The sequence below is a fragment of the Streptomyces sp. NPDC051041 genome (assembly GCF_044456065.1).
GTDB lineage: Bacteria > Actinomycetota > Actinomycetes > Streptomycetales > Streptomycetaceae > Streptomyces > Streptomyces glaucus.
In genome coordinates this window covers 377,006-396,481 of the sequence record NZ_JBITFM010000005.1, presented here as the reverse complement: position 1 = coordinate 396,481, position 19,476 = coordinate 377,006, and the positions used below count along the sequence as shown (strand labels likewise).

Below are 19,476 nucleotides of genomic sequence, written 5' to 3'. Positions count from 1 at the left end.
AACGGACGCTTCCTTCGTACTCACCCTCTCGGGCTTTCCTCCGGGCGCTTCCCTTCGGTGTCTCCGACTCTATCAGATCCTTTTCCGATCCGATTTCCTCGGCGCCTTCCCGGTTCCCGCTTCCGCGTTTCCCTTTCCGGCGGTTCCGACTTTATCAGAAGTTCTGAACCGATCCGATCGGTCATTCGTTTCCGAATAGTCGGGGCTCACTCGAAATCATCGTTCCGAGGAGCGGATAGATGCTCACTGTCACCTTCTGGGCTGGAACCCATCTCCAGGCAACTGTTTGAATCTACCTCCCCGCTCCAGCTGTGTCAACTGCTCTTGCGGGGCGAAGAGGAGACTAGCAGTCCTGGGGGTGTGCTCGCACATCAGGCGGCCGTCGGCACCGTGGCGCTGCGTTCGGCCGCCTCGACGTCACCCGTGTCCCCGGCGCGCGCGGCACGGCCGCCGAGGACGTAGACGTAACCGAGGAAGATCAGCTCGGCGCTGACTCCGATGGTTATGCGGGCCCAGGTGGGCAGGCCGGAGGGGGTGACGAAGCCTTCGATGGCGCCGGAGACGAAGAGGACCAGGGCGAGGCCGATCGCCATGCCCACGGCGGCTCGGCCCTCCTCGGCGAGGGCCGAGCGCCGGGTGCGCGGCCCCGGGTCGATCAGAGTCCAGCCGAGACGCAGGCCGGTGCCGGCGGCGACGAAGACGGCGGTGAGTTCGAGCAGGCCGTGCGGGAGGACCAGGCCCAGGAAGGTGTCGAGTCGGCCGGCCGACGACATCAGGCCGAAGCCGACTCCGAGGTTGAGCATGTTCTGGAAGAGGATCCAGATGACCGGGAGGCCCAGGAAGACGCCCAGGATCAGGCACAGGGCCGCGGCCCAGGCGTTGTTCGTCCACACCTGGGCCGCGAAGGAGGCCGCGGGGTGGGTCGAGTAGTACGTCTCGTACTGGCCGCCCGGGCGGGTGAGCTCGCGCAGTTCGCTGGGGGCCGCGATGGTGGCCTGCACCTCGGGGTGCGTGCCGATCCACCAGCCCAGAAGGGCTGCGACAGCCGTGGACAGGAGCGCGGTGGGCACCCACCAGTGGCGTGAGCGGTAGACGGCGGCGGGAAAGCCGTGGCTGAGGAAACGCGTGACGTCACGCCAGGAGGCGCGGCGGGTTCCTGTCACGGCGCTGCGCGCGCGTGCCACCAGTTGACTGAGCCGTCCGGTCAGCTGCGGGTCCGGGGCACTGGACTGGATCAGGGAGAGGTGGGTGGCGGTGCGCTGGTAGAGGGCGACGAGTTCGTCGGCTTCGGCACCGGTCAGGCGGCGCCGGCGCTGGAGCAGGGTGTCGAGGCGGTCCCACTCCGCGCGGTGGGCGGAGACGAAGACGTCGAGGTCCATCGGTGTGCCTGCTCCTCGGCTGCTCGTCGGGATCGTCGCGGATCAGCTCGTCGCACTGCGGCGCGATGTGCCCTCAGCTTGGCAGACTGATGTTGTCGAGGGCAGGTCGGGGAAGGGCGGCGGGCGTGAGTGAGCTGGTGACGGGCGAGGCGGTGGCGCTGGAGCTGCGCCCCGCGAGGCTGCCCAGCAGGGCGCTGGCGGTGTTGCTCGATCTGCTGGTGGCCGTCGGTGCCTACGTGGCGGTGACCATCGTCCTGGTCGCGTCCACCGCCTCTTTGGACGAGGCGGCGCAGACGGCGCTGTCGATCGCCGCGTTCGTGTTGCTGCTGGTGGGCGTGCCGGTCGCGGTCGAGACGCTGAGCCATGGACGGTCGCTCGGGAAGATGGCGTGCGGGCTGCGGGTGGTGCGGGACGACGGGGGGCCGATCCGGTTCCGGCATGCGCTGGTGCGGGGCGGGATCGGCGTGATCGAGATCCTGATGACCTTCGGGGTGGTGGCCTGCGTCGCCTCCCTCGTGTCGGCGCGTGGGCGGCGGCTCGGTGACGTGTTCGCGGGGACGCTGGTCGTCCGGGAGCGGGTGCCCGCCGCGCGGGCCGGCTTCGTGCCCCCGCCTCCGCCGTGGCTGGCCGGGCGGTTCTCGGGACTGGATCTGTCGGCGGTCCCGGACGAGCTGTGGCTGGCCGTCCGCCAGTACCTGACGCGGATGCAGCAGCTCGACCCGGAGGTGGGCCGGGTCATGGCGGAGCGGCTCGCGGGCGACCTCGCGGCGCGTACGGGGACCCCGGCGCCGCAGGGCGTTCCGCCGGCGGCGTATCTGGCGGCGGTGCTGCGGGAGCGGCAGGCGCGGGAGGCGCGGCGGGCCTTCGGAAGCGGCACGGCCGGGGACCTGGTAGCGGATGCCGGCGCGGCGGCCCCCGGTGCGGCGGCCGCGTCCGGGTCGGCCGCGGTGCGCCATGCGGTGCCGTCCGCGCAGGCCGCCGCGCATGTCACGGGAGTGGCGCCGGGCGGCGGGCCCGGGACGCCGGCGGAACCGGCCGGTTCGTCCGCCCCGGCCGGGGACGGGGCCGCTGGGCCGCGGGAGGCGTCGGCGGGGGGTCGCCCCGCCACGGGGTTCGTGCCGCCGGCGTGACCCGCGGACCGCGGCGCCGTGTTCGAGCGCCGGTCCGTACGGCGGCACACCGCGGTCCGCAGGACGGGCGGTGTCCGTCGGAGCGCGTGGCGGGGACGGCTCCCGCCGCCCCCGCTCAGCGGAACACGGACGGCGGTGACTCGAGGTCCTCCAGCTCGATGCCGGGTGCCGCGAGCACGACGTCACCGGCGATGTGCACGGTGTGCTGTTCGCCCGTGTCCAGAGCCGTGACCTGGTATTCGTCCACGGTCAGGGGGCCGTTGTCGGTGGCGTGTGCTTCTCTGCCCACCAGTGCCCAGGACTGGTCCACGGTGCGCGGGGCGAGGACCGGGTCCGTGAAGGCCACGAGGCGTACGCGGGTCGCCGGGCCGGAAGGGGTGAGGTTCAGGAGGCGGGTGGTGGCGACGAGAAAGGCCGGGGAGGTGCCGGTGAAGGCGTGGGCGCGCACATTGCCTTCCGTGGCATGGGCCCCGGTGGGGTCGGTGCGGACCCAGGTGACGCCGTCCAGTGCGGCGCCGCGCACCTGCCAGTCGGCAGCGTGGAGTTCGAGGCGGATGGGGCGGCCGAGTTCGTCCAGAGCGAGGTCGACGGAGCCGCGGTGGTCGCCCGAGGGCGAGGTCAGCCGGGAGACGTAGCGCCAGCCGGAGGGGCCGACGGCGCACTGGAAGTGCTCGTCCGCCAGGGGGGTGTGATCGTGCGGATCGTGGAGCGAATAACGGCCGCGGGGCATGGGGGTCCTGGGTCGTGACGGGCTGGTCCGGCCGCCGGTCGGGCCGCCGGGGCAGGCCCCCGGCACGGGGGTGCGGGGGCCTGCCTCGGAGGAGCTGCCGCTGAGGAGCGCGTCAGTGCACGGACACGCTCACAGCGGGCCGGGGCGCGCGCCGCTCACAGCGGGCGCGCGCCGCGGTCGGGCGGCGAGCTCAGTAGCGGTAGTGGTCCGGCTTGTACGGGCCCTCGACCTTCACGCCGATGTACTCGGCCTGCTCGGGGCGGAGCGTGGTCAGCTTCACGCCGAGCGCGTCCAGGTGGAGGCGGGCGACCTTCTCGTCGAGGTGCTTGGGCAGCACGTAGACGCCGGTCGGGTACTCGTCGGGCTTGGTGAACAGCTCGATCTGGGCCAGGGTCTGGTCCGCGAAGGAGTTGGACATCACGAACGACGGGTGACCGGTGGCGTTGCCCAGGTTCAGCAGGCGGCCCTCGGACAGGACGATGATCTTCTTGCCGTCGGGGAAGGTCCAGGTGTGGACCTGCGGCTTGATCTCTTCCTTGACGATGCCGGGGATCCTGGCGAGACCGGCCATGTCGATCTCGTTGTCGAAGTGGCCGATGTTGCCGACGATCGCCTGGTGCTTCATCTTGGCCATGTCCGAGGCCATGATGATGTCCCGGTTTCCGGTCGTGGTGATGAAGATGTCGGCCGTCTCGACGACCTCGTCGAGGGTGGTGACCTGGTAGCCGTCCATCGCGGCCTGCAGGGCGCAGATCGGGTCGATCTCGGTGACGATCACGCGGGCGCCCTGTCCGCGCAGGGACTCCGCGCAGCCCTTGCCGACGTCGCCGTAGCCGCAGACGACCGCGGTCTTGCCGCCGATCAGGGTGTCGGTGGCGCGGTTGATGCCGTCGATCAGGGAGTGGCGGCAGCCGTACTTGTTGTCGAACTTCGACTTGGTGACGGCGTCGTTGACGTTGATCGCCGGGAACAGGAGGGTGCCCTCGCGCTGCATCTCGTACAGGCGGTGGACGCCGGTGGTGGTCTCCTCGGTGACGCCGCGGATCTCGGACGCCAGCTGGGTCCACTTCTGCGGGTTCTCGCTGAGCGTGCGGGTCAGCAGTTCGAGGATGACGCGGTGCTCCTCGGACTCGGCGGTGTCGGGCGAGGGGACCTTGCCGTCCTTCTCGTACTCGACGCCCTTGTGGACGAGGAGGGTGGCGTCGCCGCCGTCGTCCAGGATCATGTTCGGGCCGCCGGTGGGGCTGTCCGGCCAGGTCAGAGCCTGCTCGGTGCACCACCAGTACTCCTGGAGGGTCTCGCCCTTCCAGGCGAAGACCGGGACGCCCTGCGGGTTGTCGGGGGTGCCGTTCGGGCCGACGGCGATGGCGGCCGCGGCGTGGTCCTGGGTGGAGAAGATGTTGCAGGAGGCCCAGCGGACCTGCGCGCCCAGGGCGACCAGGGTCTCGATGAGCACGGCGGTCTGCACGGTCATGTGCAGGGAGCCGGTGATGCGGGCGCCCTTGAGGGGCTGCGCCTCGGCGTACTCCTTGCGGATCGCCATCAGGCCCGGCATCTCGTGCTCGGCGAGGGTGATCTCCTTGCGGCCGAACTCGGCCAGGGAGAGGTCGGCGACCTTGAAGTCCTGTCGGTTCTCGACAGTCGTCATTACGAGCTGCTCCTCGGATTGGGTCGAGGTGGGTACGGCTGATCTGCGCGGCGGCGGACACAGGGGTGCCCGAGGAGGGCACAGGCATGCCCGCGTACGCGCAGCGCAGTCCGTCGGAGGCCCTCTCTCCCTCGGCCGGCCCGTGCCGGGCCGCCCGACCGCCATCAGCAGCGACGTCTGGCTCCGTCCCAAGCTACACCGGCGGCCCCCGTCGTCCCCAGTCCGCCTCCGCGCACATCAGGCCGGTCACGGGGCGTGACCTGGGCCGGAGTCGGGTGGGTGTGGCGGGGATCGCAGATCGCCGCCGGTGCCGGCGGCATCGGTGCCGGTGCGGGGCGGGGTGGACGCGGACGGTGCTGCCGGGTGCACGCCGTGGGCGTGCCGGTGCGGGCGTGCTGGTCGTGCGGCGGCGGGCGGTGGTTCCCGTGGTGCGGTTTCCGCGGTGCGGGGCCGGCGGAAAGCCGACGGGGCCCGCCGGGAGTGCTCGGCGGGCCCCGTGCGGGCGGAGGTCAGTGTCCGGCGGGATGCGGGGCCGGTCCGCCGGGGGCCGCCTCCGGGTCCGGACCCTTGGACGCCTCGGTCTCGCTGTAGATGTCCGGCTCCAGGTAGATGACGCGGGCGATCGGGACGGCCTCGCGGATGCGGGCCTCGGCGGCGTCGATGGCGGAGGCGATCTCGGTGGCCGTGTCGTCGTGCTGGACGGCGATCTTGGCGGCGACCAGGAGTTCCTCGGGGCCGAGGTGGAGCGTGCGCATGTGGATGATCCGGGTGACCGTGTCGCCGTCGACGAGGGCGGTCTCGATCTTCCGGACCTCCTCGGCGCCCGCGGCCTCGCCCAGCAGCAGCGACTTGGTCTCCACCGCCAGGACCAGCGCGATCACGATCAGCAGGACGCCGATGCAGAGGGTGCCGACGCCGTCCCAGACGCTGTCGCCGGTGAGCAGGGCGAGGCCGACGCCGCCGAGGGCGAGGATCAGGCCGATGAGCGCGCCGAGGTCCTCCAGGAGGACGACGGGCAGCTCGGGCGCCTTGGCGTGGCGGACGAACTCCTTCCAGGAGCGGTTGCCGCGCAGGGCGTTGGACTCCTTGATGGCCGTGCGGAAGGAGAACGCCTCGGCGATGATCGCGAAGACGAGGACGCCGACCGGCCAGTACCAGTGCTCCAGCTCGTGCGGGTGCTTGATCTTCTCGTAGCCCTCGTAGAGGGCGAACATGCCGCCGACCGAGAAGAGCACGATGGAGACGAGGAAGGCGTAGATGTAGCGTTCGCGGCCGTAGCCGAAGGGGTGCTGCGGGGTGGCCTGGCGCTGGGCGCGCTTGCCGCCGACCAGCAGCAGGGCCTGGTTGCCGGAGTCGGCGACCGAGTGCACGGACTCGGCGAGCATCGACGACGAGCCGCTGAAGAGGAACGCCACGAACTTCGCTGCCGCGATCGCGAGGTTGGCGACCAGTGCCGCCACGATCGCCTTGGTACCGCCTGACGCGCTCATTGTCCGCGTTGTCCCTTCGCCTTCGTACGTACGCTGTCCAGGCTCTTGCCCGTCCTATGCCGGTGGGCCATTGTCGCAGCCCGGACCGGTGACGGCGCCTCAGATCGCCGTCACCGGGCCGTCAGGCGACGATCGTGGCCCGGAACACCGTACCTACCCCGGATGCCCGGACTTTCTCGCCCGCCGGGACGAAGACGGACCGGCCCGGGGTCAGCTCGTGGTCGCCCGCCCGTACCGCACCCGCGGTGCAGAGCAGGATCTGCGGGGTGGCGAGGGTGAGGTCGTGGGCGGGGGCGCCCTCGGGCAGGACGTACCGGGACAGCCGGAACTCGTCGGTCGGGGTCTCGTAGACCTCCTCGCCGTCGGGGGACGCCTCCGGGCGCAGCACGCCGGGGTCGCTCGGCTCGAAGCGGACGACGCGCAGGAGTTCGGGGACGTCGACGTGCTTGGGGGTTAGGCCGCAGCGCAGGACGTTGTCGGAGTTGGCCATGATCTCGACGCCGAGGCCGGCGAGGTAGGCGTGCGGGACGCCGGCGCCGAGGTACAGCGCCTCGCCGGGCTGCAGCCGGACGTGGTTGAGCAGCATCGCGGCGATGACGCCCGGGTCGCCCGGGTAGTGGTGGGCGATGCCGGCGTAGGGGGCGTAGGCGCCGCCGAGACGGGTGCAGGCGGCCGCGGCGGCGGCGACCGTGCGGGACATCTCCTCGCGGTCGGCGGTGAGGACCGCGGTGAGGACCTCGCGCAGGGCGGCGTCCTCGGGGCGGGCGTGCAGCAGGTCGACGTACGGCTTGAGGGAGTCGACGCCGAGGCCGTCGAGGAGGCCGGCCGCCTGGAGGGGGTCGCGGAAGCCGCACAGGCCGTCGAACTCGGTGAGGGCGCAGATCAGTTCGGGCTTGTGGTTGGCGTCCTTGTAGTTGCGGTGCGGGGCGTCCACGGGGACGCCGCGGCGCTCCTCGTCCGCGTAGCCCTGCCTCGCCTGGTCCAGGTCGGGGTGGACCTGGAGGGAGAGCGGGGCGCCGGCGGCGAGGATCTTCAGCAGGAAGGGCAGGCGGGGGCCGAACCTCGCCACGGCCTCGGGTCCCAGTTCGCGCTCCGGATCGGCCTCGATGACCTCCAGCAGCGTGCCGCGTCCGGTGCGCGAGGGTGCGCCCGGGTGGGCGCCCATCCACATCTCGGCCTGCGGCTCGCCGGTCGGTTCGACGCCGAGCAGCTCGGGGATGGCGGTGGTGGAACCCCAGGCGTAGGGGCGGATGGTGTTGTCGAGGCGGTCCATGGGGTTCTCTCTGCCGGTCGTGCGGTGCTGGGCGGGGGTGCCGGGTGCGTCGTGCCGTCCCGGGGTCGTGGCGTCCCGGGGTCGTGGCGTCCCGGGCTCCCCGCGTACGGCGCGGGTTCGCGCGCGTACGGGGATCAGGACGCCCTGGGCAAGATCAGGCCCTTGAAGCGACCGCGAGGTAAACGGCGGCGAAATCCGTGATGGCGATCAGTTCCGCGAGGCTCTCCACCTCGCCGCCGGCCTCCGGCTCCAGCTCGCTGATCGGCGTGTCGTGGCCGAGGGCCAGGTCACGGGCGGCCGGGGCGGCGGTGAGGCTGCCGATCGGGCGGTCGCGGAGCAGCACCACGCGCGCGTGCAGGGCGGGCGGCTCCTCCACGCGGTCCCGGAAGAAGTCGTCCGGGTCGGCGCCGGCGGCGAGCGGGCCGGCGAGCAGGGCGCTGTGCGCGGCGAGCGCCTCGGGCAGTTCGGCGACGACGGCCGGGATGCCGGACAGTTCGGCGAGCGCGGACGCGAAGCGGCGGCCCGCCGGGCCGGCCGAGGTGCCCTCCGTCCAGATCAGCGGAAGCGCGTCGGCGAGCTCGGCGGCCAGGGTCTTGGCCGGGTTGCCGTACGTCGCGATGGCGGGCCCGCAGCGTTCGGCGACGAGGTCGAGACGGTCGGCGACCTTCTCCAGGGCGTCGGGCGGGGCGGTGAGCAGGCCGGTGCGGTCGAGGAGGGCGAGGAACGGCGTGAACAGGGCCCACAGGACGCCGGGGGCGGACGCGGCGAGGGGTTGTTCGTCCTGCTCGTACGAGGCGGTGGCCATCGGGACGAACAGGCCGTGGGCGCCGCCGACCGCTTCGGCGAGCGGACTGTGTGCGGGGGCGACGGCGACGACGGTGCAGCCGCGGCGGTAGGCCTGCTCGGCGAGCAGGGACAGGCCCGGCTCGGTGCCGTCGGGCGTGGCGATCAGCAGCAGGTCCACCGAGCCGGCCCAGCCGGGGAGCTCCCAGCGCAGGGCGCCCGCGGCCGGGGCGACGCCGCTGGGGGCGAGGCGGATGACGGGGCTGCCGGCGCCGGCGAGGGTGCCGAGCAGGTCGGCGGTGTGGGTGGCGGCGGCCCCGGGGCCGGCGATCAGGACGGCGCGGGGGCGGCCGTCGGGCTTGAGGTCGTTGACGCCGGCCTCGGCGCAGAGCCGGGCGGCGGTGCGGACGCGGGCGCCGGCCTCGGCGGCGCCGCGGAGCAGGCCGCGGTGGTCGGCCTCGGCCAGGCCCTCCGGGGAGTCGAGCAGCGATTCGTCGAGCATGGGCAACAGTCTCCGATCGCCGGGGTCCGTTACGGCGGTGTCCTGCGACGTGTCCGTCACACCGGGTCCGTCTGTCCCGGGTGTGCCTGTCCGGGCGGGTTCACACCGGGTGTCCGGTGTGCGGGTGCCGGTGTGCGCCCGGGGCTCACGCCGGGCGGCGGGCCTCGTCGACGAGGAGGACGGGGATGCCGTCGCGGACGGGGTACGCCAGGCCGCAGTCCTGGCCGGTGCAGATCAGCTCGGTGTCCCGCTCCTCGAGGGGAGCGTGGCAGGCCGGGCAGGCGAGGATCTCCAGGAGGCCGGCTTCGAGCGGCATGGGGGTTCCCTTCGGGCGGGGTGTGTGGCTGGTGCGGATGCGCCTGGTCAGCGTACCGCCGGTGGGGGCGGGACGGCGGGGTCGGGCGGGTGCGCGGCCGAGGGCGGGCGCCGTCCGGCGCGGCCCGCCGAGCCCTCCGCCGCCGTGCTCCCCGGCCGGGCGGCGGCCCCTCACCCCCGGATGATCGCCAGTGCCTCGTCCCTCACCTTGGTCATCGTCGCCTCGTCCCGGGCCTCCGCGTTCAGGCGCAGGAGGGGTTCCGTGTTGGACGGGCGGACGTTGAACCACCAGTCGGCGGACGAGACGGTCAGGCCGTCCAGATCGTCCAGGGTGACGTCCTCGCGGCCCTCGTACGCGGAGCGGATCGCGGCGAGGCGGGCGGCCTGGTCGTCGACCGTGGAGTTGATCTCGCCCGAGCCGGCGTACCGGTCGTACCGGTCGACGAGGGCGGACAGGGGCTTGTCCTGTCCGCCGAGGGCCGCGAGGACGTGCAGGGCGGCCAGCATGCCCGTGTCGGCGTTCCAGAAGTCGCGGAAGTAGTAGTGCGCGGAGTGCTCGCCGCCGAAGATCGCGCCGGTGCGCGCCATCTCGGCCTTGATGAAGGAGTGGCCCACGCGCGTGCGGACCGGCGTGCCGCCGTTCTCCCGCACCACCTCCGGCACCGACCGGGAGGTGATCAGGTTGTGGATGATCGTGCCCCTGCCGCCGTGCCGGGCGAGTTCGCGCGAGGCCACCAGGGCCGTGATCGCCGACGGGGGGACCGGGTCGCCGTTCTCGTCGACGACGAAGCAGCGGTCGGCGTCGCCGTCGAAGGCGAGGCCGAGGTCGGCGCCCTCCTGCCGGACCCGCTGCTGGAGGTCGACGAGGTTGGCCGGGTCGAGGGGGTTGGCCTCGTGGTTGGGGAAGGTGCCGTCCAGTTCGAAGTACATCGGTACGACGGTCAGGGGCAGGCCGGCGAAGACCGCGGGGACGGTGTGGCCGCCCATGCCGTTGCCCGCGTCGACGACGACCTTCAGGGGGCGGACGGAGGTCAGGTCGACCAGGGAGCGCAGGTGCGCCGCGTAGTCCTCCAGCGTGTCGCGCCGCGTGACCGTCCCCGGCCGGGCCGCCGGCCGCGGGGCGCCCGACTCCGCCCACCGGCGGACCAGGTCGCGGATCTCCGACAGGCCGGTGTCCTGGCCGACCGGGGCGGCGCCCGCGCGGCACATCTTGATGCCGTTGTACTGCGCCGGGTTGTGCGAGGCCGTGAACATCGCGCCCGGCAGGTCCAGCGCGCCCGAGGCGTAGTAGAGCTGGTCGGTGGAGCACAGGCCGATCTCGGTCACGTCGGCGCCGCGCGCCGCCGCCCCGCGCGCGAAGGCCCGGGACAGGCCCGGGGAGGAGGGCCGCATGTCGTGTCCGGTGACGACGGCGCTCGCGTCGGTCACCTGGACGAACGCCGCCCCGAAGAGTTCGGCCAGCGCCTCGTCCCACTGGTCCGGGACCACTCCGCGTACGTCGTACGCCTTCACGATCTGCGACAGATCAGCAGCCACGGCCACCCCTCCTGGAATTCCTGTCGGTCAGCACAAACTACCCGCAGGCGCCGTCGGTCCGCCGGGCGATCACCGACCGGACCCGCGGCCGTGCCGAGTGGGCGCACGGCCGTGGTCCTCGAGGTCAGGACGGCTTCCCGGATCTCCCGGGCCGGGGCGGTGTCCGGGCCGGCCCCGGCGAGTTCCGGCCGACGACGGCCGGGCACATCACGGGCGGCAGGCCCGGGATCCGGGGCGGCACCGTGCGCGGCAGGTCCCCTCGCGGCCCGCCGGGCCGGCGGGCGCGCAGGCGATCGCGGGGTTCCGCGGCGGGATCGTCCCGCCCGGCGCGCCGGGCGGGGAGTGCCGCACTCAGTTGTCGGGCGACCGCAGCACCCGCAGGTGCCCGCGCCGCGCGACCTCCATCGGATCGGCGCCGCGCGCCCCGCCGCCGGCCCCCGCGGCCCGCTCCTGGGGCCGGGCCGCCTCGCGCACGGCGTTGGCGAGTGCTTCCAGGTCGTCCCCGCTGGGCCGGGCGGGAGCCGAGCCGTCGAGCAGCCGGACGACCTCCCAGCCGCGCGGGGCGGTGAGGCGCTCGGAGTGCTCGGCGCACAGGTCGTAGCAGTGGGGTTCGGCGTAGGTGGCGAGCGGGCCGAGGACCGCGGTCGAGTCGGCGTAGACGTACGTCAGCGTCGCGACGGCGGGACGGCCGCAGGCGGTGCGCGAACAGCGACGTACAGGGCTCACGATGTTGGACGGTACCGCACTCTTGAGCGGGCCGCGACGACTCTCCACCAGGTCACTCCACCGTGTCGTGCTGTGAGAAGCCCCACACACCCTTCTGAACATACCTCGCTGACCTGCCCGGACAACACTTTCCGAGCGATCGGCCGTCTTCGGACTCGATCACATTCCGCCGCAAACAGCGCCATTTGCCCCGAGGGCCGCGGTCTCGGAGAGATATGGAATCGAGCCCAACCTTGGCTGGAATGGTCATCCTGCGACACGCGGTACGGGTCGGCCGGGGCCGTGTACGGCCGGGCGAGCGGCCCCGGCGGGGACTACCCTGCACAGTGATGGACAACCCCGTGACGCCCCGTGCCGCCGGCCCCGGGCCCCGCCGCCGTGACCGCCACGGCCGGGGCATGCGCGGCCCGATCGCACCGCCGCAGGTACCCCTCGCCGCGAGCCGCGCCGAGGCGTTCGCGGACCTGGTGCAGGACTCCGTGGAACGCCTGGAGCGGCGGTGGCCGCAACTCGCCGACATCGACTTCCTGGTCCTGGAGGTGCCGCGGCTGGACGGACCCGGCCGGTCCTGGAACGACGAGGCGGTCCCGCTGGGCGGCGCGGTCCCCGCGCGGGACGGCCGTCCCGCGCGGGTGGTCGTCTACCGGCGGCCGGTCGAGATCCGCAGCAAGGGGCGCGACGAGCGGGCGGCCCTGGTGCACGAGGTCGTCGTCGAGCAGGTCGCCGAGCTCCTGGGCCTGACGCCGGAGACGGTGGACCCGCGGTACGACGAGGACTGAGCCGCCGCGCCCGGCGGCCGGGCGCCCCGGAGGGGACGCGGACGCCGTCCCCGGAGGGGGTGCGCGCCCGCGCCTACTCCTGCAGCACCGACAGGTCCTCGTCCGCCACCGGCACCGAGACCGTCCCCCGGTCGTCCGGCAGGGTCTGCACCGTGAACGCCGGTACGCCGTCCCACGTCGCCGTCAGGGTCCGGGAGGCGTACACCGGGCCGCCCGACAGGGGCTCGACCGTCAGCGCGTACGTGCCCTTCAGGCCGCTCGGCACCGGCGGCGCGACGTCCTGGGTCGTGCCGGCCCTGATCGTGTACGTCTTCGAGACCGGCGTACCGCCCTCGCTCCCGGCCGACGCGGTGACCCGGACCTTCGCGGCGCGCTCGGGCGCCGCCAGGGACAGTGTCGAGCCCTTGCCGCTGTTGGCCGCCGCCGTCGCCCGCGTCCCGGCCGGCGCGGTCGCCGGGATGAACGCCGACTCCTGCTCGGCGCCCTCGCCCCGCACGACCCGTACCGCGGCGACCACCGGCACGCTCCGGTCCGTGGGCGTCAGCACCAGCGACCCGGCCTCGCCCCGCGTGACGTCCCCGAGGTCCACGGCGGTCGTCATGCCCGCCTTCACCCGGACCGTCTCGTGCCCGACCGGGGTGATCAGCCCGGACGGCGAGGCGAGCCGCACCTTCAGGTCGGCGTCGGCGTCGCCGGGCGTGAACACCACCAGCCGTACGGCCGCGGCGTCCTTGGGGACGCCCGGCAGCACGAGGCTGCCGGCCGGGTCCGCGGACGCGGCCAGCCAGTCGCCGCCGGTCTTGTCGTCCAGGGCCTGCACGGCGGCCCCGATCCGCCCGCTGCGGACGCTGACGTGCACGGTGAGGTCGGTCCGCTCCTCGTCGGTGAGGGTGGACAGCAGGATCGCCTCGCCGGCGTGCGGCTGGACCGTGATGCCCTCCCCCACCGTCGACTCCAGGGCGCCGTCCTCGCCGTAGAGCTCGATGTCCACCACGGCGGCCGAGTCGTCGGGGTTGGTCAGGTGCACGTAGTCGGTGCGGCCGGCCGCCGTGGCGGCGCCCGGGAACCAGAACTCCGTGTCGGGCGCGGTGCAGCCGACGCCCTGCAGCCCGCGCCCGGTCCCCGCGGTGACCTCGGTGGTCTGCTGCACGGTCCAGCCGGGGGCGAGCCGCCCCTGCGCGGTGCCGATGAGCGCGGGCGTGTCGGCGCCGGAGGTCTCCCCGGTGGCGGGCGTGCCGGGCTCCCTCGGCGTCAGGACGGGCGTGCCGGCCCTCTCGTCGCCGGCCTTCCCGTCCCCGCCGCCGTCCGCCGGCTCCAGCCGGGCCTCGCCCCCGCTCTCCGCGCCCTTCGTGACGGGCGTGAAGGACGTGTACGAGGTCTCGGCGAGGTCGGAGGAGCTGGGCGCGGGGCACAGCAGGCTGGTGCGTTCCACGGGCAGCCGGGCGGCCGGCCGGGCGGTGTCCCCGCCGGGGGCGTCCGGCGGGGAGACCGCGGCGAATCCGGTGACGGCGGCGAGCGCGGTCGCGCCGGCGATCAGGGACAGGGTGGTGCGGTTCACTGCTGGCTCCCGTCGGGACGCTCACTGCCCGTGCCGTGGGGGTGGTGCGGCTGCGCCGGGTCGTAGGGCGGCGCTCCCGGCGCCTGGTAGCCCTGGTCGTACGGCTGGCCGTAGGTCTGGTCGTACGGGCCCGCCGGGGACTGGCCGCCGTAGGCGTACGGGTCGTACGGGGCGCCCTGGTACGGGTCCGCCTGGTACGGGTCGCCCTGGTACGGGTCGCCCTGGTACTGCTGCCCGTACGCGTCCGCCGGGTACTGCCCGCCGGGGTACTGCCCGCCGCCGTAGGTCTCGCCGGTGTGGCTCTCGCCGCCGTAGGTGCCGTACTCGGCGCCGGTGCGATCCGCCGGGGCCCACTCGTCGTGGGCCCGTTGCGGCGGGACCGCCACGGGTGCCTCCGCCTGCCCGGGGGCCGGCGGCTCCTCGGCGCGGTCCGCCTCCTCGGCCTCGGCCTGGGCGCGCAGGCGGCGGGCGCGGCGGCCCTCGCCGGCCGCGGCCGGGGCGGGGACCGCCGGCTCCTCGGGCAGGTCGTCGTCGACGTCGCGGCGGCGGCCGGGCAGGGCGAGCACGACGAGGACGACGGCGAGCAGGCCCTGCGTCCACAGCCACGCGGTGTGGCCGGCCGGGTCGTCGTAGGTGACGTCGAGCTGTCCGCCCGAGGCGGGGAGTTCGAAGCCCTGGGCCCAGCCGTCGACGGTGGTGGGGGTGAGCGGCTTGCCGTCCAGGGTGGCGGTCCAGCCCTCGGCGGCGGCGTCGGCGAGGCGCAGCACGCGCCCCTCGGCACCGGCCGGGACGGTGGTGTGGACCTCGACGGGCCCGGCGGCGACGGGCCGTGCCTCGCCCGAGCCGGCTCCGGACACGATCGTCGCCCGCGCCACCTCCTGGTCGACCCGCCACAGCGCCCCGCCGTCCTGCTGGCTGAGCCGGGTCAGGCCGGGCGTGGCGTCCAGCACCCGGGTGACCTGGCGCGGCGCGCCCCGGTGGACCAGGACGTACCGCACGGCGAAGCCGCCGAGCTGGTCGGCCTGGTCGGCGCCGGAACCGGCGACGAGGTTGGCGACGACCTTGTCCAGCCTGCTGTTCCCGCCGTCGGCCGCGGCGAGTTCGGCGTCGCCCATCCGCGCCCCGGAGCCGCGCACCAGCACGTAGCCGACGCGGGCGGCGGAGTCGCTGTGCAGGACGAGGGTGCGGGCCTGGTCGCGGGTGCCGCTCTCCTCGGCGACGAACGCGGGCACCTGTACGGGGTCGCGCCGCTCCAGCGGGCCGTCGGCGCCCCGGATCATCCAGCCGGCGGCGATGAGCAGCGGGCCCGCGGCCGACGCGAAGGCGATCAGCGCGGCCACCGGCTGCCGCCAGCCGAAGCTCTGCTCGGCGACCCGCGCGCGGGCCCCGTCGGCGCCGAGGGCCGCGGCGGCCAGCAGGGCGATGCCGTAGACGAGGCTCGCGGGTCCGGCCCAGGCGGAGCCGTTGGACAGGACCGCGAAGACCAGGCCCACCAGGGCGACCGCCCAGGCCGTCCGGATGCCCGACTGGCGCTCGGAGCGCAGCAGGGCGGCCAGCGCGGCCAGGACGACGCCGATGAGCATCAGCCCGCCGGCCGTGCCGGGGCCGCCGGGGCTCGCGCCGAGCAGGTCGAGGGCGGAGGCGGCCGAGGCGCCGTACTCCAGGCCGGCCTCCTGGAAGAAGCCGAACGGCAGCAGCGTCAGCGACCAGGGGGCGAGCAGCAGCAGCGGCGTGCCCAGCTGGGCCAGGAAGCGCAGGCCGTGGGCGGCGAGGTCGCCGCGGCGCACGGCCAGCAGGCCGAGGCCCAGGACGAGCGCGACGGGCCACACGACGGGCGTGAACGCGGTGGTGATCGTCAGCAGCAGCGCGTACGCCCAGGTGGCCCGCCAGCTGCCGCGCGTGCCCGGGGTGCCCGCGAGTCCGCTCGCCGCGACGCCCGCGCGTCCCAGGAGCGGCAGCAGCACGGCCAGCACGGCGGTGCCGATGCGGCCGCCGGCGAGCGCGCCGGTGGCGGCGGGCAGGAAGGCGTAGCCGACGGCCGCCCACGCGCGCAGCAGCCGCGAGGGGACCAGGGGGCGGGAGGCGAAGTAGGCGGTGAGGCCGGCCAGCGGCACCGAGCCGACCAGCAGGACGGTGACGGCGAGTCCGGTGGAGCCGAGCAGCACGGAGGCCAGCAGGGCCACGATCGCGAGGTAGGGCGGCGCGGACGAGGTGCCGCCGGTGCCCACCGGGTGCCAGGAGTCCAGGTACCGCGCCCACAGCTCGCCCGAGTCGGCCGGGGCGGGCAGCAGGGCGCCGCCCGCGAGCGCGCCGCCGCCCAGGAGTTGGCGGCAGGCGACGAGGGAGACGAGCAGCAGCGCCAGGAAGAGCACCGGGCCGGGCTTGCGGGCGATGCGCTTGAGCCGGGCGAACTGCTCGACCTCCAGGAAGTCCGCGTCGTCGCCGCCGGGTCCCGACTCGACGGCGCCGCCGTGCCGTCCCGCTCCGGAGGCGGACTCCGGGTCGGAGCGGCCGACGAGGTTGCCGGCGACCTGTTCGACGGTGACCCGGACGGTGGCGCCGGGCGGCGGGAACAGCGCCCGCAGCTCGGCCTTGTCGATCTGCGGGCGGCCCCGGCTGCGTCGCCCGGCCAGGATCCGCTCGGGCCGCAGCAGGACGCCCATCAGGCCGCGGATCTCGTCGACGGCCTGCCCGGGGACCTTGCCGACGAGGTAGGCGACGGTGCGCAGCAGCGTGCCGAGCACCAGCCGCAGCAGCACCCAGGGCAGCGCGGCCGTACGGGCGTTGACGAGCAGGGTGTAGGCCGCGCCCGCCTTGTCGACCTTGTGCGGGGAGGCGGCGGTGCGGCCCACGCAGTCGACGGTGCGGCGCTCGCGGGAGGCCGCCTCGGCGTGGCGTACGACCGCCTCGGGGGCGACCAGGACGCGGTACCCGGCGGCATGCGCGCGCCAGCACAGGTCGACGTCGTCGCGCATCAGGGGCAGCCGCTGGTCGAACCCGCCGAGCCGGTCGAAGACGTCGCGGCGGACCAGCATGCCGGCGGTGGACACCGCCAGTACGGGCCGGACGTGGTCGTGCTGGCCCTGGTCCTGCTCGCGGCGGTCCAGACCGGTCCAGCGGCGGCCGGAGTTGGCGATGGAGACGCCGACCTCCAGCAGTTGCCGGCGGTCGTACCAGCCGCGCAGCTTGGGGCCGACGACGGCGACGTCGTCGCGGCCGAGTTCGTACTCGTTGTCCACGACCCTCAGCAGCTGGGCGAGGGCGTCGGGTTCGGGGGCGCAGTCGTCGTGCAGCAGCCACAGCCACTGGACCGGCTCCCCGTACGGCAGCTCGGGCAGGTCGTAGGCGTCGTCGCGCCAGGTGCGCGTGACGGGGTCCCAGCCGCTCGGCCGCTTCAGGTAGGGCAGTTCCTCCGGGGTGAGGACGGGCGCCGTGCGGTTGCACTCCTCGACGGCCTGGCCGAACCCGGTGCGCCGGGCCAGGTGCAGCACCCGGTCGGCGCCGAGGGCGTCGGCGACCAGCTGGGCGGAGTCGTCCGCGCTGCCGGTGTCGGCCGCGACGACGTACTGGGCGGGGCGCTCCTGGCCGAGCAGCCCGGCGAGCGCGTCGGGCAGCCAGCGGGCGCCGTCGTGGGAGACGAGCACCGCGGTCACCACATGGCGCGGGAACTCGGGCGGGCGGGCCGGGTCGAACCCGGCTGCGGCAGCGGTGTCGTGATGGGCTGCCGGGTGGCTGTGCACGGACATCGAGGTACGGGCCCCGGTTCGATGGACTGCGGTGGACGCCTGTGCCCTGCGGGGCAGCGGGGCGTCTCGGACGAGCGACCACACTATCGGCAGTCCGATCGGGGTGGCGCGCAGCGCCTCGGCGGGGGGCGGTGGCCGGGAACGGGCGGGCACGCCGCGGCCCGCCGCCTGTGGACACCCCACCCGCGACGGGCCGTTCGCGACGTGTCCGGCCTGTCCGCGCGTCCGGTGCGTCCACGGAGGATCCGTGCCGCGACCCGGACGGCGGCCTTCCTCGGCCGGCGGTCCTCTCAGACGGCGGCCTTCTTCAGCCGGCGGCGTTCCCGCTCGGACAGGCCGCCCCAGATGCCGAAGCGCTCGTCGTGGGCGAGGGCGTACTCGAGGCACTCGGAGCGGACTTCGCAGGCGAGGCAGACCTTCTTGGCCTCGCGGGTGGAGCCGCCCTTCTCGGGAAAGAAGGACTCGGGGTCGGTCTGGGCGCACAGCGCGCGCTCCTGCCAGCCGAGTTCCTCGTCCGCGTCGTCGACCAGCAGTTGCTGCACCAGCTCGGTCATGTGCGCCCCTCGTCCGTCTTTCGCGTCCCCGTGATGTAGCCGTTACCGATCCCGGCTGAACGACACGAGTGAAATTACAAGTGTGCTGCTCCGTGCGAGTCAAGCCGGGATCTGCTATTGGGCCCCTTATTCACTCTGCGGAACCAAGGCCATGCAGAAAGTGTTGAAATCGGCATAAACCTTGACACGCAGACAAGGCCGCCGCGAGCCCCGGTTCCGCACAGAGGCTGTACGGAGAAGGACGCCCGGCGGTTCGATCCCGTTCCGACACACGCGCCGAAGCGAACCGGATCACAGTCGGATCACGGGATCGCAACGGAGCTTGCGCGCCCGGATGGACGCCATGTGTCCCGAGAACCGCCTGAGCAAACCTTTCACCTAAAAGACCAACCGGATGAGGGGAAACACATCCCGCATAACGGGCGTCGAGTTGACAGTGGAGGTGTGAGCCGCTGTCCTAGTGGGCATGCTCGCGAACTCGGCACTCACCCCGACCCGCTCCGCCGGGTCCCACGGTGCTGCCCGCGCTCGCTGTAGCTGTCGCTGTTCCAGCTGTTGAGCCCGCCCCCCGACTCCGTTGGAGCGGGCGGCACCCCAGCGCTCCGGCTGTCCCCGAGTCCACCCGACTCGGCCGCTCCTCCCACGCCCGCACCAGGGCTCCCCCGTCGCCCGCGACCCGGGCGGACGGTACGCGGCCCCGCCGCCCCCACACGCTTCCGCACTCTTCCGCCGAGGAACCCACCGCACCCATGAACAGCGACAGCGACCTGCAGATCGCCGGCGACATCCTCGAAGTCCCGCACCTCCTCCAGGCACCGCGCGAGCACCCGGCCACCGTCGCCGAGTTCGCCGGCCTGGCCCGCTCCATCGCCGCCGACCGCGCCCAGTGGGAGCACCTCGTCCGCTACGACGCCGTGACGCGCTGGTACCACCGGCTGCGCGCCGTCCCCCGGACGCCCGGCCCCGCCCGCGCCGGGGAGGCCCCGGCCGGCTACGAGGTCTGGCTGCTGTCCTGGGTGCCCGGACAGGGCAGCGGACTGCACGACCACGGCCCCTCCTCCGGCGTCCTGACGGTCCTGGAGGGCACGCTGACCGAGCGCACGGAGCGCGGCAGGCGCACGCTCGGGCCCGGAGCGCAGCGGGTCTTCGCGCCGGGGTACGTGCACGAGGTGGTGAACGACGCGCTGGAGCCGGCCGTCAGCCTGCACATCTACTACCCGGGCCTGACGCGGATGCCGATGCACGCCTCCCCGCGCTGCGAGGCCCGGACCGCGCCGGGCGCCGTGACCGCCTGACGCGGCGCCGCACCCGGCCGCCGGGCTCCCCC

The 19,476-nt window shown here is 74.2% G+C and carries 15 protein-coding genes; 3 read left to right on the top strand and 12 right to left on the bottom strand.

All coding sequences use genetic code 11. The annotated features are described in order from the left end of the window. Positions 1 to 371 precede the first annotated feature (371 nt). Positions 372 to 1,379 carry a stage II sporulation protein M gene (locus ACIBAI_RS12425; protein WP_399033439.1) on the bottom strand — a complete coding sequence of 336 codons (1,008 nt, stop codon included), beginning with the start codon at positions 1,377 to 1,379 and terminating at the stop codon, positions 372 to 374. A 125-nt stretch (positions 1,380 to 1,504) separates the two neighbouring features. Here ACIBAI_RS12425 and ACIBAI_RS12420 point away from each other — a divergent pair, with 125 nt between their 5' ends. Beyond that, positions 1,505 to 2,509, top strand: coding sequence for an RDD family protein (locus ACIBAI_RS12420; protein WP_399033437.1), 1,005 nt, complete (start codon positions 1,505 to 1,507; stop codon positions 2,507 to 2,509). 115 nt (positions 2,510 to 2,624) lie between these two features. On the opposite strand, the gene ACIBAI_RS12415 is transcribed toward ACIBAI_RS12420, so the two are convergent. The 8 genes from ACIBAI_RS12415 to ACIBAI_RS12380 form a co-directional block, all read right to left on the bottom strand. Continuing rightward, entirely contained in the window at positions 2,625 to 3,239 is a 615-nt protein-coding gene (locus tag ACIBAI_RS12415; RefSeq protein WP_399033435.1) for a hypothetical protein, read from the bottom strand. 190 nt (positions 3,240 to 3,429) lie between these two features. Beyond that, positions 3,430 to 4,887, bottom strand: a complete 1,458-nt coding sequence (ahcY, locus tag ACIBAI_RS12410) for an adenosylhomocysteinase (RefSeq protein WP_399033433.1) — start codon at positions 4,885 to 4,887, stop codon at positions 3,430 to 3,432. A gap of 509 nt (positions 4,888 to 5,396) precedes the next feature. Beyond that, entirely contained in the window at positions 5,397 to 6,377 is a 981-nt protein-coding gene (locus ACIBAI_RS12405; RefSeq protein WP_399033432.1) for a cation diffusion facilitator family transporter, read from the bottom strand. 121 nt (positions 6,378 to 6,498) lie between these two features. Beyond that, the gene (gene manA, locus ACIBAI_RS12400) at positions 6,499 to 7,650 is read right to left on the bottom strand and encodes a mannose-6-phosphate isomerase, class I (RefSeq protein ID WP_399033430.1); all 1,152 of its coding nucleotides are present in this window, start codon (positions 7,648 to 7,650) and stop codon (positions 6,499 to 6,501) included. A gap of 154 nt (positions 7,651 to 7,804) precedes the next feature. Then, positions 7,805 to 8,935, bottom strand: coding sequence for an SIS domain-containing protein (locus ACIBAI_RS12395; RefSeq protein WP_399033428.1), 1,131 nt, complete (start codon positions 8,933 to 8,935; stop codon positions 7,805 to 7,807). A 145-nt stretch (positions 8,936 to 9,080) separates the two neighbouring features. Beyond that, complete coding sequence (locus ACIBAI_RS12390) at positions 9,081 to 9,251, bottom strand: Trm112 family protein (protein WP_145868895.1); 171 nt, start codon at positions 9,249 to 9,251, stop codon at positions 9,081 to 9,083. A gap of 170 nt (positions 9,252 to 9,421) precedes the next feature. Next, positions 9,422 to 10,786 carry a phosphomannomutase/phosphoglucomutase gene (locus ACIBAI_RS12385; RefSeq protein WP_399033426.1) on the bottom strand — a complete coding sequence of 455 codons (1,365 nt, stop codon included), beginning with the start codon at positions 10,784 to 10,786 and terminating at the stop codon, positions 9,422 to 9,424. A gap of 351 nt (positions 10,787 to 11,137) precedes the next feature. Further along, positions 11,138 to 11,560 carry a DUF3499 domain-containing protein gene (locus ACIBAI_RS12380; protein WP_344607383.1) on the bottom strand — a complete coding sequence of 141 codons (423 nt, stop codon included), beginning with the start codon at positions 11,558 to 11,560 and terminating at the stop codon, positions 11,138 to 11,140. Positions 11,561 to 11,841: 281 nt separating this feature from the next. On the opposite strand from ACIBAI_RS12380, the gene ACIBAI_RS12375 reads away from it, so the two are divergent. Further along, the gene (locus tag ACIBAI_RS12375; RefSeq protein WP_399033425.1) at positions 11,842 to 12,291 is read left to right on the top strand and encodes a metallopeptidase family protein; all 450 of its coding nucleotides are present in this window, start codon (positions 11,842 to 11,844) and stop codon (positions 12,289 to 12,291) included. A 73-nt stretch (positions 12,292 to 12,364) separates the two neighbouring features. Here the strand turns inward: ACIBAI_RS12375 and ACIBAI_RS12370 are convergent, their stop codons facing one another. The 3 genes from ACIBAI_RS12370 to ACIBAI_RS12360 form a co-directional block, all read right to left on the bottom strand. Further along, positions 12,365 to 13,849: a DUF5719 family protein gene (locus tag ACIBAI_RS12370; protein ID WP_399033423.1), complete on the bottom strand. Its 1,485-nt coding sequence runs from the start codon at positions 13,847 to 13,849 to the stop codon at positions 12,365 to 12,367. Further along, entirely contained in the window at positions 13,846 to 17,595 is a 3,750-nt protein-coding gene (locus ACIBAI_RS12365) for a glycosyltransferase (RefSeq protein ID WP_399033421.1), read from the bottom strand. The genes ACIBAI_RS12370 and ACIBAI_RS12365 overlap by 4 nt, the downstream gene beginning before the upstream one ends. A 290-nt stretch (positions 17,596 to 17,885) precedes the next feature. After that, positions 17,886 to 18,149: a WhiB family transcriptional regulator gene (locus ACIBAI_RS12360; RefSeq protein ID WP_006134669.1), complete on the bottom strand. Its 264-nt coding sequence runs from the start codon at positions 18,147 to 18,149 to the stop codon at positions 17,886 to 17,888. A gap of 749 nt (positions 18,150 to 18,898) precedes the next feature. Between ACIBAI_RS12360 and ACIBAI_RS12355 the strand changes: the two genes are divergently transcribed. Next, on the top strand, positions 18,899 to 19,444 hold the full coding sequence (locus tag ACIBAI_RS12355) for a cysteine dioxygenase (RefSeq protein WP_399033419.1): 546 nt from the start codon (positions 18,899 to 18,901) through the stop codon (positions 19,442 to 19,444). The last annotated feature ends 32 nt before the right edge of the window (positions 19,445 to 19,476 follow it).

Bases quoted from the DNA above. Each gene is read 5' to 3' on its own strand.
- ACIBAI_RS12425 (WP_399033439.1), bottom strand. From the start codon at position 1,379: ATGGACCTCGACGTCTTCGTCTCCGCCCACCGCGCGGAGTGGGACCGC.
- ACIBAI_RS12415 (WP_399033435.1), bottom strand. From the start codon at position 3,239: ATGCCCCGCGGCCGTTATTCGCTCCACGATCCGCACGATCACACCCCC.
- ahcY (WP_399033433.1), bottom strand. From the start codon at position 4,887: ATGACGACTGTCGAGAACCGACAGGACTTCAAGGTCGCCGACCTCTCC.
- ACIBAI_RS12405 (WP_399033432.1), bottom strand. From the start codon at position 6,377: ATGAGCGCGTCAGGCGGTACCAAGGCGATCGTGGCGGCACTGGTCGCC.
- manA (WP_399033430.1), bottom strand. From the start codon at position 7,650: ATGGACCGCCTCGACAACACCATCCGCCCCTACGCCTGGGGTTCCACC.
- ACIBAI_RS12395 (WP_399033428.1), bottom strand. From the start codon at position 8,935: ATGCTCGACGAATCGCTGCTCGACTCCCCGGAGGGCCTGGCCGAGGCC.
- ACIBAI_RS12390 (WP_145868895.1), bottom strand. From the start codon at position 9,251: ATGCCGCTCGAAGCCGGCCTCCTGGAGATCCTCGCCTGCCCGGCCTGC.
- ACIBAI_RS12375 (WP_399033425.1), top strand. From the start codon at position 11,842: ATGGACAACCCCGTGACGCCCCGTGCCGCCGGCCCCGGGCCCCGCCGC.
- ACIBAI_RS12365 (WP_399033421.1), bottom strand. From the start codon at position 17,595: ATGTCCGTGCACAGCCACCCGGCAGCCCATCACGACACCGCTGCCGCA.
- ACIBAI_RS12360 (WP_006134669.1), bottom strand. From the start codon at position 18,149: ATGACCGAGCTGGTGCAGCAACTGCTGGTCGACGACGCGGACGAGGAA.
- ACIBAI_RS12355 (WP_399033419.1), top strand. From the start codon at position 18,899: ATGAACAGCGACAGCGACCTGCAGATCGCCGGCGACATCCTCGAAGTC.